The 12520-nt window shown below is 58.6% G+C and carries 11 protein-coding genes; 8 read left to right on the forward strand and 3 right to left on the reverse strand.

Going from position 1 to position 12520, the window contains the following annotated elements; translation table 11 throughout:
• Positions 1 to 43 precede the first annotated feature (43 nt).
• From ADG881_RS12700 to ADG881_RS12715, 4 genes are all read left to right on the forward strand, one after another.
• Complete coding sequence (locus ADG881_RS12700; protein WP_039926753.1) at positions 44 to 634, forward strand: YqiA/YcfP family alpha/beta fold hydrolase; 591 nt, start codon at positions 44 to 46, stop codon at positions 632 to 634.
• Between the two features lie 81 nt (positions 635 to 715).
• The gene (gene parE / locus ADG881_RS12705; RefSeq protein WP_007148567.1) at positions 716 to 2602 is read left to right on the forward strand and encodes a DNA topoisomerase IV subunit B; all 1887 of its coding nucleotides are present in this window, start codon (positions 716 to 718) and stop codon (positions 2600 to 2602) included.
• Between the two features lie 168 nt (positions 2603 to 2770).
• Positions 2771 to 5008, forward strand: a complete 2238-nt coding sequence (gene parC / locus ADG881_RS12710; protein ID WP_007148975.1) for a DNA topoisomerase IV subunit A — start codon at positions 2771 to 2773, stop codon at positions 5006 to 5008.
• Positions 5009 to 5160: 152 nt separating this feature from the next.
• Positions 5161 to 6033, forward strand: coding sequence for an acyltransferase (locus tag ADG881_RS12715; protein WP_007149031.1), 873 nt, complete (start codon positions 5161 to 5163; stop codon positions 6031 to 6033).
• Between the two features lie 122 nt (positions 6034 to 6155).
• On the opposite strand, the gene ADG881_RS12720 is transcribed toward ADG881_RS12715, so the two are convergent.
• On the reverse strand, positions 6156 to 6896 hold the full coding sequence (locus ADG881_RS12720) for a TIGR04219 family outer membrane beta-barrel protein (protein ID WP_007149379.1): 741 nt from the start codon (positions 6894 to 6896) through the stop codon (positions 6156 to 6158).
• 148 nt (positions 6897 to 7044) lie between these two features.
• Here ADG881_RS12720 and ADG881_RS12725 point away from each other — a divergent pair, with 148 nt between their 5' ends.
• The 3 genes from ADG881_RS12725 (at position 7045) to ADG881_RS12735 (ending at position 9112) form a co-directional block, all read left to right on the forward strand.
• Entirely contained in the window at positions 7045 to 7569 is a 525-nt protein-coding gene (locus ADG881_RS12725; protein ID WP_007150353.1) for a DUF4262 domain-containing protein, read from the forward strand.
• A 57-nt stretch (positions 7570 to 7626) separates the two neighbouring features.
• The gene (locus ADG881_RS12730; protein WP_007149191.1) at positions 7627 to 8166 is read left to right on the forward strand and encodes a DUF2058 domain-containing protein; all 540 of its coding nucleotides are present in this window, start codon (positions 7627 to 7629) and stop codon (positions 8164 to 8166) included.
• Between the two features lie 100 nt (positions 8167 to 8266).
• Entirely contained in the window at positions 8267 to 9112 is an 846-nt protein-coding gene (locus tag ADG881_RS12735) for a S1 RNA-binding domain-containing protein (RefSeq protein ID WP_007149493.1), read from the forward strand.
• Between the two features lie 86 nt (positions 9113 to 9198).
• On the opposite strand, the gene ADG881_RS12740 is transcribed toward ADG881_RS12735, so the two are convergent.
• Positions 9199 to 11391 carry a TonB-dependent siderophore receptor gene (locus tag ADG881_RS12740; protein ID WP_039926756.1) on the reverse strand — a complete coding sequence of 731 codons (2193 nt, stop codon included), beginning with the start codon at positions 11389 to 11391 and terminating at the stop codon, positions 9199 to 9201.
• A 171-nt stretch (positions 11392 to 11562) separates the two neighbouring features.
• Between ADG881_RS12740 and ADG881_RS12745 the strand changes: the two genes are divergently transcribed.
• A complete protein-coding gene (locus tag ADG881_RS12745) occupies positions 11563 to 12177 on the forward strand; it encodes a trimeric intracellular cation channel family protein (protein WP_007148634.1) in 615 nt (204 codons plus the stop codon).
• Positions 12178 to 12201: 24 nt separating this feature from the next.
• Here the strand turns inward: ADG881_RS12745 and ADG881_RS12750 are convergent, their stop codons facing one another.
• Positions 12202 to 12477 carry a DUF2218 domain-containing protein gene (locus tag ADG881_RS12750; protein ID WP_007149813.1) on the reverse strand — a complete coding sequence of 92 codons (276 nt, stop codon included), beginning with the start codon at positions 12475 to 12477 and terminating at the stop codon, positions 12202 to 12204.
• Positions 12478 to 12520 lie beyond the last annotated feature (43 nt).

The raw sequence follows: 12520 nt of genomic DNA on the forward strand, positions 1-12520 counted from the left end.
CATCGCGTCAAACTCCTGAACAGCGTAGTAACGAGGAGTGATCATGACTGCCCCGCAAATGTCCCTGATGTATATCCACGGCTTCAACAGCTCGCCTGCGTCCCACAAGGCGGGGTTGCTGCGCTCGGTGTTCGAGCAGGCCGGGTGCCCGGAACGCCTGATCGTGCCGGCATTGCCGCCGTCGCCGAGGCTGGCCATGGCGGAGCTGGATGCGGCCATTGCCGGGGCCGGGCCGGTGGCGCTGCTGGGCTCGTCGCTGGGCGGTTTTTATGCCACCTGGCTGGCGGAGCACCACGATCTGAAGGCCGCAATCGTAAATCCTGCGGTCAGACCGTGGCGACTACTGGACAAATACACAGGTATCCAGCATAACTACCATACCGGCGAAGCCTACCAGTTCGATCCGGTCTGGCTGGAGCAGTTACGGCGCTACGAAGTGACAGAGATCACCCAGCCGGAAAACCTGCTGTTGCTGACCCAGACCGGTGACGAAACCCTTAACTGGGAAGACGGCTGGGACTATTACGGCGACTGTCACCGCTATTGTGGCTTGGGTGGCAGCCACGGCTTTGATAACTTTGACGCCTTCATACCGCTGATGCTGCGGTTTTGTGGGATTGAAATACACGCCTGATGCCCGAGGCCAGATGCTGGACGTGTGATACATCATGCGTCCGGCATCTGGCGTCCTGCGTCTGGTGCTTCTGGAAAATCTATGGCCAATAACTATACGTCCGAAAATATTGAAGTGTTGTCGGGCCTGGACCCGGTGCGTAAGCGCCCGGGCATGTACACCGATACCTCCCGCCCCAATCACCTTGCCCAGGAAGTCATCGATAACTCGGTGGATGAAGCGCTGGCCGGCCATGCCAAGTCGATCAAGGTCACCCTGCTCAAGGATGGCGGCGTGGAAGTGGAAGACGATGGCCGCGGCATGCCCGTGGACATGCATCCGGTACAGAAAAAACCGGGTGTGGAAGTGATCCTGTCTACCCTGCACTCCGGGGGCAAGTTCTCCAATAACAACTACCAGTTCAGTGGTGGCCTGCACGGCGTGGGCGTGTCGGTGGTGAACGCTCTGTCCACCAAACTGGAGATTCTGGTCAAGCGTGATGGTCAGCTGCACCGCATGGAATTCGGTGATGGCGAAAAGCGCAGCGACCTGGAAGTGATCGATACGGTTGGCAAGCGCAACACCGGCACCATTTTGCGCTTCTGGCCCGACGCCAAGTATTTCGATTCGCCGAAAATGTCGGTGACTCGCCTCAAGCACCTGTTGCGGGCCAAGGCGGTACTTTGCCCGGGCCTGCTGGTCACGCTGGATAACCAGCTCACCGGCGAGAGCGACGCCTGGCAATTCGATGATGGCCTGATCGAATATCTGCTGGAATCCAGCCGCGGCTGGGAGCGCGTGCCGCAGGAGCCGTTCAACGGCGCCATGAGCGCGGAAACCGAAGCGGTGGATTGGGCGGTGACCTGGCTGCCGGAAGGCGGTGAGTTGATTCAGGAAGCGTATGTAAACCTGATCCCCACGGCCCAGGGCGGCACCCATGTGAACGGGCTGCGTTCCGGCTTGCTGGATGCCATGCGCGAGTTCTGCGAGTTCCGTAACCTGCTGCCCCGTGGCGTCAAGCTGACCCCGGAAGATATCTGGGACCGGGCGGCCTTCGTGCTCAGCGTGAAAATGCAGGACCCGCAATTTGCCGGGCAAACCAAGGAGCGATTGAGTTCCCGCCAGACCGCCGCCTTTGTTTCCGGCGTGGTGAAGGATGCGTTTTCCCTGTGGTTGAACCAGCACACGGATGAAGCCGAAAAACTGGCGGACCTGTGCATCAATAACGCCCAGAAGCGTTTGCGCGCAGCCAAGAAAGTCACCCGGAAAAAAGTCACCAGCGGCCCGGCCTTGCCCGGCAAGCTGGCGGACTGCACCAGCGATGATCCGTCCCAGAGTGAAATCTTTCTGGTGGAAGGGGATTCGGCGGGTGGCAGCGCCAAGCAGGCCCGCGACCGGGTTTATCAGGCGATCATGCCCCTGCGCGGCAAGATCATGAATACCTGGGAAGTGGATTCCAACGAGGTGTTGGGTAGCCAGGAAATTCATGATATCGCCGTGGCCCTGGGTATCGAGCCTGGCAGTGATGATCTCGGCAGCCTGCGTTACGGCAAGGTCTGCATTCTTGCCGATGCGGACTCAGATGGTCTGCATATCGCCACGTTGATCTGCGCGCTGTTTCTGCGTCACTTTCCTGCCTTGGTAAAGCACGGCCATGTATTTGTGGCCATGCCGCCGCTGTATCGCATCGACGTGGGCAAGGAAGTGTATTACGCCCTGGACAAGGAAGAGCGCGATGGCGTGCTGGACCGCATCAAGGCCGAGAAAAAACGCGGCAAGGTGAACGTGACCCGCTTCAAGGGGCTGGGTGAAATGAACCCGCTGCAATTGCGCGAAACCACCATGGCCCGCGACACCCGCCGCCTGGTGCGCCTGGATGTCTCCACCGATGACGGCACCCACCAGCTGATGGATATGCTGCTAAGTAAAAAGCGCGCATCGGATCGCAAGGTCTGGCTGGAAGAAAAAGGCAATCTGGCGGAAGTATAGAAACGCTTCACGCAACAGGCTTCACGCAGCACGCTGAGTGTGTTTTCTGGAGCACAAAGGTTAATAAAAATTGGAACATATTGCTGGTTTGGTTTTCTCGTAAAGCGTAACGACAGAGTGTTGCGTGATGCGTGTAAGCGTGCAGGCCAGCGAGTATAGCGAGCAAACATGGCTGACGAATTTGAAAGTTTTCCGTTAAAGGAATACACCGAAAAAGCGTACCTGGATTATTCCATGTACGTGATTCTGGATCGGGCCTTGCCCAATATTGGTGACGGCCTCAAGCCGGTGCAGCGGCGTATCGTGTACGCCATGAGTGAGCTGGGCCTGAAGTCCACGTCCAAGTACAAGAAGTCCGCCCGTACGGTGGGTGATGTGCTGGGTAAGTATCATCCTCATGGGGACTCTGCCTGCTACGAAGCCATGGTGTTGATGGCGCAGCCGTTCAGTTACCGCTATCCGCTGGTGGATGGTCAGGGGAACTGGGGTAGCGCGGACGACCCGAAATCGTTTGCCGCCATGCGTTATACGGAATCGAAACTGGCGCCGTATGCGGAAGTGCTGCTGTCCGAGCTGGGCCAGGGCACGGTGGAATGGTTGCCGAACTTCGATGGCACCATGGATGAGCCCAAGCTGCTGCCGGCCCGGCTGCCCAATGTGTTGCTCAATGGCACCACCGGCATTGCCGTGGGCATGAGCACGGATATCCCGCCGCACAATCTGCGCGAAGTGGCCAATGCCTGTATTCACCTGCTGAAAGATCCCGGCGCCTCGCTGGATGACCTGATGCAGTACATCAAGGGCCCGGATTTCCCTACCGAAGCGGAAGTGATCACCCCGATCAACGACATCATTCGCATGTATGCCGAGGGTAAAGGCTCTCTGAAGCAGCGTGCGGTGTACGAACGCGAAGATGGCGATATTGTGGTGACCGCGCTGCCGTATCAGGTTTCCGGGGCCAAGGTGCTGGAACAGATCGCCGATCAGATGAACAAGAAAAAGCTGCCCATGGTCAGCGATCTGCGGGACGAATCCGACCATGAGAATCCCACTCGCCTGGTGATTACGCCGCGCTCCAACCGGGTGGATGTGGAACAGTTGATGAGTCACCTGTTTGCCAGCACCGACCTGGAAAAGAATTACCGGGTTAACCTGAACATGATCGGCATCGATGGCCGGCCCCAGGTGAAAAGCCTGGACATGATTCTGAACGAGTGGCTGCAGTTCCGCATGGTCACGGTGCGCCGTCGTCTGCAGTACCGTCTCGACAAGGTGCTGGAACGCCTGCACATCCTGGAAGGCTTGTTGGCGGCATTCCTGAATATTGATGAAGTGATTCACATCATCCGTACTGAAGATGCCCCCAAGCCGGTATTGATGGAACGGTTTGGTATCAGCGACCGTCAGGCGGAAGCGATTCTGGAATTGAAGTTGCGCCACTTGGCGAAACTGGAAGAAATGAAAATTCGCGGTGAGCAGGACGAGCTCAACGAAGAACGCGAATACCTGGAAACCACTCTGGGCTCCATGGCGAAAATGAAGAAGCTGGTAGCCAAAGAGCTGAAGGATGACGCCGAGAAATACGGTGATGATCGCCGCTCGCCGCTGGTGGAGCGCGATGACGCCAAGGCCCTGGATGAGACCGACCTGCTCAGCGCCGACCCGGTGACCGTGGTGCTGTCGGAAAAAGGCTGGGTGCGTGCCGCCAAGGGGCACGAAGTGGACGTGGAAGGGCTCAGTTACAAGGCTGGCGACAAGTACAAGGCCAGTGCCAAAGGCAAATCCAACCAGCCGGTCTGCTTTATCGACAGCACCGGGCGGACCTATTCGCTGCCGGCGCACACCTTGCCCAGTGCGCGGGGGCAGGGTGAGCCCCTGTCTGGCCGGGTGAGTCCGCCTTCCGGCGCCAGCTTTATGGCGGCGGTGATGGGCAAGGACAAGGATGCCTACCTGATGAGCACGGATGCCGGTTACGGTTTCGTGGTGCGCTATGCGGACTTGCTGGCGAACAAGAAAGCGGGCAAGACGGTGCTTAATGTTCCCAAGGGTGCGCGCGTGTTGTCGCCACAACCGATTGCCTCCACGGCGGATGACCGCATTGCGCTGGTTTCCAATGAAGGTCGGCTGTTGGTGTTCCCGGTCAGCGAGTTGCCGGAAATGGTTCGCGGCAAGGGCAACAAGATGATGTCGATTCCGGGTGCGCGTGTGGCCGAGCGGGTGGAATTCGTGCAGGACGTTCAGGTGGTTGGCCCGGACGATGCGCTGACTCTCTACGCGGGCAAGCGTCACCTGACCCTGAAAGCCGGCGATCTTGAGCACTATTATGGCGAGCGGGGCCGTCGCGGGGCGAAGCTGCCGCGTGGCTTCCAGAACGTGGATGCCATGTCTGTGGAGCGCAAGGGCTGATCGTGTGCCTGCAGGAGGGGAAGGGCCGGTAATGCAAAGGTGCAGCCGGCCTTTTTTCTGTGTGTACAGGAAGCAGGCTCGCAGTAAAAAGGTTCGCCGGGGTAGAGGTGCGGCGAGTGGATAGGGATTGGAATTAACGAGGTTTGCACGGAATGCTGACGGGTATCCTTGCGGTTGTATTGTTGTTGCTCAACACCCTGGTGTTGATTGGTCCGATGTTGCTGGTGGCGCTGCTGAAGCTGGTACTGCCCGGTGTGACGGCGAAGCGTGCTTGCTCGGCCACGGTCATGTGGATTGCGGAAAGCTGGGCGGAAATCTGCAAGGGGATTTTTGCGCTTCTCACGCCCACTCACTGGGAGATCCGTGGAGTGGAGTCCCTGCGCAAGGACACCTCCTATCTGGTCGTCAGTAACCATCAATCCTGGGTGGATATCCCGGCACTGGTGCAGACCTTTAATCGCAAGACGCCGTACTTCAAGTTCTTTCTCAAAAAGGAACTGATCTGGGTGCCGTTTCTCGGGCTGGCGTTCTGGGCGCTGGATTACCCGTTCATGAAGCGTTACAGCAAGGCATTCCTGAAAAAGAATCCGCACCTGAAAGGCCAGGATCTGGACATTACCCGGCGAGCCTGCGAAAAATTTCAGGGTATCCCGGTGACGGTGGTGAATTTCCTGGAAGGCACCCGGTTCACTCCTGCCAAGCAGGCGGCGCAGCAGTCTCCCTACCGGAACCTTCTTAAGCCCAAGGCGGGTGGGGTGGCGTTTGTATTGGCTGCGCTGGGCGATAACCTGGATGCGCTGCTGGATGTGACGGTGGTGTACCCGGAGGGCGAAACGCCAGGGTTCTGGGATTTGCTCAGTGGCAAGGTGCAGAGGGTGATCGTGGACGTGCGCACCTGCCCGTTGGAGCCGCGGCTGTGGCGCAGCGATTATCAGGACGATCCGGTGTTCCGTGAAGAAATTCAGCAGTGGGTGAGTGAACTCTGGCAGGAAAAAGATGCGCGCATTGATTCGATTCGCGGCTAACTGCAAAGGCCTCAGTAGCGGCGAGCGAGGGATGTGTAGGTCGGCTTAGGCGTAGCCGTAAGCCGACACTTACCTTTCAACCGACGCTACCGCCGGGTGTGGGGTTATGCCCTTAAGGATCCCTAAAAGCCCAAGGAAATGGCGAAATAGGGCCCGCCGACCTCCAGGTCGGTATCCAGGTTGTTCACGTCATCCAGCTCGATGTTCATGCGGCTGTACCCCAGCTCCAGGCCAAGCAGGTAATCTGAACGCCAGCCCACACGGGCGTTATAGTCGTTCATCTTGCTGCCGTCGTAGGAAATGGCGTTCACTTCCGCGCCCACATACACGCCGGGAATCGGAAGCTGTGCCCGGGCACCGGCGTGCAGCATGGGCAAGGTTTCATCAATGCTCAGGGTGGTTTTTCCCACCAGGCTGTTCAGCCGCAAGTCACCATCCATTTGGCGTACGGTCAGACCGAGATCCACTTTCAGGGCATTGTTGATGGGGCTGTAGTAAAAAGTGCCGTCCAGCATTTCCAGATCAAAGTCCGTGGCGACGCGGGTGTTGGCAACAAAGTTTTGCCCATTGAATGTGAAGCTCCGGCTGATGACATTGCTGGCGCTGTCAGACAGGTCGATATAGCGCAGGCGAACATTGGGGATCACCGGCACGGCGTGTTCCACCCCGAGATAGAGCACACTCTGGTCGGCCTTGTTGAAGCCCAGATCATCCTGCACATCGATGTTGGCGCCACCGGAAGCCACGTTGCCTTCCAGTTCTGTATCCCAGGTATACCCGCCACCATAGATCGCCACGCCGGGGGCTGCGTGGGCGAGAGGGGTGGCCAGTAGCGCGGTTACCAGCAAGCCAGCACGTTTCATGGGGAATCCTCATTGTTCTGAATTTGCCCCAGTATTGCAGGTGCGGGGGGTGTCACCAAGTGAAGGCGGAGTCTGTTATGATTGCGATCACACCGCGAAAACGCTTGGCAGTGCCCCCCTTGCGCTGCTTGAACCTGATGATGAGTCTATGTTCCTTGATGAAATGCCCGGCAAATTCCGTTATCCGCAGCCGGAAGATGCTGAAGACAAAGCGCTGCTGGCGGATATTCAGCGCAAGGGCTGGCACCACTTCGCTGTGCCCGGTGGCGACGGCCAGCCCGGCTACACTTTCAGCGTGGGGCATTTTCTCAACCTGAATCACCCGGAACTGATTGTGGTGGGCCTGAAAGATGCCCTGGCCAGCAAGTTGCTGGACAGCGCGGCCGTGCGGATTCGTGGGCTGAAAAAGCCCTATCAGCCGTACCGCCTGTATAACGATATCGCCGATGGGCTGGAAGTCATGTTTCTGCCGGTGGCATTCCCGCATTACAAGGAATACCTGGGCTTTGCCAACTGGTTCTACCAGAGCCTGCCGGCGCCGTACCCGGCGCTGCAGATGGTCTGGCCGGATCCGAAAGGTGTGTTTCCCTGGCAGCCCGGTTACGACAGCCGTTTTCACCGTGCCCAGCCGCTGTTGGGCAAAGCGCCAGCGTCACCGCTGGGTCAGCGTTAGCGGTTTTTTGACAGCCCTTGCCGAGGGCAATCTGTTCATGGAGAAAGAGAGAACATCATGGCGAATTCACTGCAGAAGCAATTGATGAAAGCGGGGCTGGCGGACGAGAAAAAAGCCCGCAAGGCCAAGCAGCAGAAACGCGAGGATGTGAACAAGGCCAAGCGCGGCGAGATCGAGCTGGAAGACCCGGCGGATCGGGCCCGTCGCTTGCGTGAAGAAAAGGCCGAGGCAGACCGTCAGCGCGAAGCCGAGCGCAAGGCCGAGCGGGAAAAGAAAGAAATTGCCGCGCAGATCAAGCAGATGATCGAGCAAAGCCGGCTGGACCGGAACAACGGCGAAGTGGCTTTCCAGTTCGTGCAGGACAAGAAGATAAAGAAGGCCTATGTGACCGGCAAACAGCAGAAGCAGCTGGAGCGAGGGCAGATCGCCATTGTGGCTTTGGGTGATAGCTTCGAGCTGGTGCCAACCGTGGTGGCAGAGAAAATCCGTCAGCGAGATGAGGCTGCTGTGTTGTTGCTCAACGAGCGTGGCAATGATGCCGTGGACGAGGATGACCCTTACAAGGACTTCCCGATCCCCGATGACCTGATGTGGTAAAGACAGACGCGCCACGTAGCAGGCACCACGCAACACGCAAGATCAACCGTCTTCTCCCGCAAGCGGGAGAAGACGGTCCGCAACCAAACAGGCCCGATCCATGACCGTATCCCCGAAACTCGGCACCCGCCACTCCCTGGAAATTCTCAAGGTCATTCGTAATGGCTTGCTGCTGGATGGTGGCGAGCTGGGCGAAGTGTTGTTGCCGTCCCGGGAAGTGGAGGGCCAGACGCTGGGCCCCGGTGACAGTGTCATGGTCACGCTGTACAGCGATGGTGAAGGGCGGCCCATGGCCAGCCTGCGCACCCCGCGAATACAACTTGGCCAGGTGGCGTTACTGAAAGTGGTTTCCACCAGCAAGGTGGGGGCGTTTGTGGACTGGGGCATGCCCAAGGATTTGCTGCTGCCGTTCGCTGAACAAAAAGGGCCGGTGCGGGAAGAAAGCTGGGTGCTGGTGATACTGACCACGGACCGGGAAGGGCGGCTGATGGTTAGCGCCCAGCTGGACCGGTTCCTGTCCGATACCTGTCAGGCGTATCAGCAGGGTGATGAAGTCTCGCTGGTGGCGGCGCACAGCACCGACCTGGGCTACAAGGTGGTGGTGGATGATCATGCCTGGGGCATGATTGCGGCCAGTGAACTGCGTGCGCCATTGCGCCCGGGGCAACGGGTGACCGGCTATGTGCAGCGCTTGCGTGAAGATCAGAAACTCAGCCTGTCATTGAACGCGCCGGGCGCGGCGAAAAGCGATGGGCTTACGGAGCAGATTCTGGCGGCACTGGAAAAGGCCGGTGGCGAACTGCCACTGGGGGACAAGAGTTCGCCGGAAGCCATTTTCCAGACTTTCCGTTGCAGCAAGAATGCCTTTAAACAGGCCATTGGCGGGCTCTACAAGGCGCGCCGGATTGTTATCGAAAAAGAGCGCATTTTTCTGTCTGACGTTTGATCGTTGCAGGCTCCGTGATTCCGTAGGTCGGCTTAGGCGGAGCCGTAAGCCGACACCCGCCTTCGCCTGGGATGGCTAAACCGCGATCAGAACCGGTAGTCCATCTTCAGGCTATACTTGCGGGCATCCCCGTAGTATCCCCCGTTATAGAACCCCAGATTGTTGTAGTACTTTTCGTCCGTCAGGTTGCTCACGTTAGCGCCCACCGACAGGGCGGGAGTCACCTGGTAGCGAGCCATCAGGTCCACCAGGGTGTAGCTTTCCTGAACAAACTTGTAGTCGGCGCTGGCCCCGGGGCGAGTCACGAATGCATAGGTCTTGTTCTGCCAGGATACCGCCGTGCCGATAGTCAGGCCGTTCAGGTCACCGCGAAAGCGGTACTGGGTGGACAGGCGAATCATGTCTTCCGGCGAAGTCGTGTTTAGCTCGTCGCCGTCCGGGTCTTCGGTAATGCGATAGGTGTAGCCTGCCTGTACCTGCCAGTCAGGCAGGATCTCGCCGGCGGCTTCCAGCTCAAAACCGTTGGTTTCGGCACCATCCACGGCCTGGTAGGCCACGGAGTTGGGTGGCCCGCCTGGAATGGGTTGGCCGGTGGACTCGGCCAGGTTGTCCTGATTGATACGGAACACCGCGACAGTGGTGTTCAGGCGCCCCTCATTGAACTCACTCTTCAGGCCGGCTTCATAGCTGTTACCTTCTTCCGGGTCGAGAATCTGGTTGTTGGTGTCGCGTACGGTCTGCGGCTGAAAGATGCTGGTGTAGCTGGCGTACACGGAGTGGTGATCGGTCAGGTCATAGACCAGCCCCAGGTAGGGGACAACCTCACCGTTTTCCTGGTATTGCTCATCCAGGGGGCCTTGCCAGTTCACGCCCTGGGTGTCGGTTTCCCAGTCCACCACCTGGCCACCGGCAATGACGGCAAGGCGATCGGTGGGTTTGAAACGGGCGGTGGCATACAGGCTGGTCTGTTTGGTGTGTTGCTCTTCTACCGTATTGGGTGCGGCCCAGACCGGTTTGGGAATATCGCCATCCCAGCTGAGCAGGTCCGGTATCACGTTATTGAAATTAACCGGCGACTGGCCGGTGTAATCCCGTTCGGCATCGGAGTAGCTGGCGCCCACCACCAATTCATGTTGGCGGCCGAAGAGGGCGAAGGGCCCGTTGGCGTAGAGATCGAACGTATCCTGGGTCTTGTCCTCCACAAAGCGTCCGGACCATAGCGTCTTGCCGCTGCCATCGCGGTTCAGCTGGCCACCACCGGCGGAGGCCAGCTGGGCGTCATAGTTGTTCTGCTGGTTGGTATAGGCAAACTTGCTGTACCAGCCGTTTTCGAACTGATGCTCCAGGTTCACAAAGACGGTTTGTGAATCCTGGGCCCAGCTGCTCCAGTCGGTGGCCGGATTCAGGTCCCGGTCCAGATCGGCAAGGCCGCCGTCGCTGTAGAACAGGGGGATGCCGCCCCAGGTAGACCCCATGGGATCATAGTCCATGTAGTCCATGCCCACGGTAAGCAGAGTGTTGTCGAACAGGTCCGCTTCGATCACGCCGTAGAACACCTGCTTTTCGTTTTCGTAGTGATCCAGGAAAGACTCGCCCTGTTCGTAGGCGCTGACAAAGCGGCCGCGCACCCGGCCATTCTTGGACAGTGACCCGCTGGCATCGAACTCGCCGCGGTAACCGTCCCAGCTGTTCAGCTCCGCGCCCACCTGGCCGGTGAAATCACGGGTGGGTTTCTTGCGTACCAGGTTTACCGTGGCGGACGGGTTGCCAATGCCGTTGAGCAGGCCACTGGCCCCGCGCAAGACTTCAATGCGGTCGTAGATGAAGGTGTCGGACAGGGCCGCTTGTTTGCCCAGGGTGTCGATCCGTGTGGACGGCATGCCGTCGTATAGAAAGTTGGTAATTTCAAAGCCGCGGGCAAACAGCTGCTGGCGTTCGGTGTCCTGGGTTTTCACGGTGACGCCCGGCGTGCGCTGCATGACTTCCGCTACGCTGTCGAGGTTGAAGTCGTCCATCTGCTGGCGAGTAATCACGGAAACAGACTGCGGCGTTTCGCGGGGCGATAGCACCATGCGGGTCGCAGTATCCGTGGCGGTGGTGCCGTATCGCTCGGTGCTTTCTGTGGTCATACTGGCATCGTGTTCATCCACGCTGCTGGCGGTGACATCAATATTGCCCAGCGTATGCGCATCGCTGTTGCTGGTGGTGGTTTCGGAATAGGCCGCGCCGGCTGCCAGCATGAGGCTGGTGGTCAGAACGGAAAAACGGAAATAAGACATGGTTCCCCCGGTAACAATAAAATGCAGTAACGACGCTCGCGGTTTTGCGTGCATCGAGGCATGTGATGGCTGGGGGAAACCTGGCGAGAATCACAGGCTTGCGGATGATAATGATTTTCATTTGTAATTCAAGGCGACAACAGGGCGAACGGTGAAACAGGGGCAAGAGATATGCTTTTGACGTTGTATCTGATCGGCATCACGGCGGAAGCCATGACCGGCGCGCTGGCCGCAGGGCGGTTGCGCATGGACCTGTTCGGCGTGGTCATGGTGGCCTGTGTGACGGCTATGGGTGGCGGCTCCATGCGTGATGTGCTGCTCGGGCACTATCCGCTGGTCTGGGTCGTGCACCCGGAATATCTGGGCCTGACGGCGGTAGCGGCACTGGTAACCACTTGGGTGGCACCGCTGATGCAGCGCCTGCGTATGTTGTTTCTGGTGCTGGATGCGCTTGGGCTGATGGTGTTCACGGTGATCGGAGTGAAGGTGGCTCAGGGCATGGAGCTGGGGGCGCCGGTAGCCGTGTTGGCCGGTTTGATCACCGGTATTTTTGGTGGAGTGATTCGTGACCTGCTTTGTAATCGTATGCCGTTGGTCTTTCAGAAGGAGCTGTATGCGGTGATTTCACTGGGGGCGGCCTGCCTGTATTTGTTGCTGCAATTGACCCCATTGGGGGAGACAGTCATCACCCTGGTAACGCTGGCTAGCGGCTTTCTGGTGCGCATGCTGGCGATTCGTTATGAGTGGCATCTGCCCCGTTTCAAGTACAACGTGCCGGAGCAGTAGCCCCTGCCGGTATGAGTCGCGGTTTCAGTGCCAGCGCAAGGTCACCGGTTCGCGGGTGGTGAAGCGGGCCAGGTGGCTGTCGATAATCTCGCGCAGGCGCTCCAGATCATTGCTGCCGGCCTGGCAGTGCAGATGCAAGGCCTGTTCGTCCGCGCTCAGCTCGCAGGTGCCGAACGGAAAACGGATGACCCCGTTGTGGTCGTCGAACTGTGTTTCCAGCTTGTGGCTGAAATGGCGGCAGAGTTTTTTCAGATACAGGGAAGCCTGGCCGGTGGCGGCGAATCCGTGGGCATGTTCCATGGTAGTAAATCCTGTGTATCAAGTTGATAATATCAACTATATT

The sequence above is a fragment of the Alcanivorax sp. DG881 genome, assembly GCF_000155615.1.
In the GTDB taxonomy this organism is placed as follows: domain Bacteria; phylum Pseudomonadota; class Gammaproteobacteria; order Pseudomonadales; family Alcanivoracaceae; genus Alcanivorax.

What these genes read in the sequence shown, in the direction of transcription:
- ADG881_RS12745 (WP_007148634.1), top strand. Translation starts at nt 11,563, where the DNA reads ATGCTTTTGACGTTGTATCTGATCGGCATCACGGCGGAAGCCATGACC.
- ADG881_RS12740 (WP_039926756.1), bottom strand. Translation starts at nt 11,391, where the DNA reads ATGTCTTATTTCCGTTTTTCCGTTCTGACCACCAGCCTCATGCTGGCA.
- ADG881_RS12735 (WP_007149493.1), top strand. Translation starts at nt 8,267, where the DNA reads ATGACCGTATCCCCGAAACTCGGCACCCGCCACTCCCTGGAAATTCTC.
- ADG881_RS12730 (WP_007149191.1), top strand. Translation starts at nt 7,627, where the DNA reads ATGGCGAATTCACTGCAGAAGCAATTGATGAAAGCGGGGCTGGCGGAC.
- parC (WP_007148975.1), top strand. Translation starts at nt 2,771, where the DNA reads ATGGCTGACGAATTTGAAAGTTTTCCGTTAAAGGAATACACCGAAAAA.
- ADG881_RS12725 (WP_007150353.1), top strand. Translation starts at nt 7,045, where the DNA reads ATGTTCCTTGATGAAATGCCCGGCAAATTCCGTTATCCGCAGCCGGAA.
- ADG881_RS12700 (WP_039926753.1), top strand. Translation starts at nt 44, where the DNA reads ATGACTGCCCCGCAAATGTCCCTGATGTATATCCACGGCTTCAACAGC.
- ADG881_RS12715 (WP_007149031.1), top strand. Translation starts at nt 5,161, where the DNA reads ATGCTGACGGGTATCCTTGCGGTTGTATTGTTGTTGCTCAACACCCTG.
- ADG881_RS12750 (WP_007149813.1), bottom strand. Translation starts at nt 12,477, where the DNA reads ATGGAACATGCCCACGGATTCGCCGCCACCGGCCAGGCTTCCCTGTAT.
- ADG881_RS12720 (WP_007149379.1), bottom strand. Translation starts at nt 6,896, where the DNA reads ATGAAACGTGCTGGCTTGCTGGTAACCGCGCTACTGGCCACCCCTCTC.
- parE (WP_007148567.1), top strand. Translation starts at nt 716, where the DNA reads ATGGCCAATAACTATACGTCCGAAAATATTGAAGTGTTGTCGGGCCTG.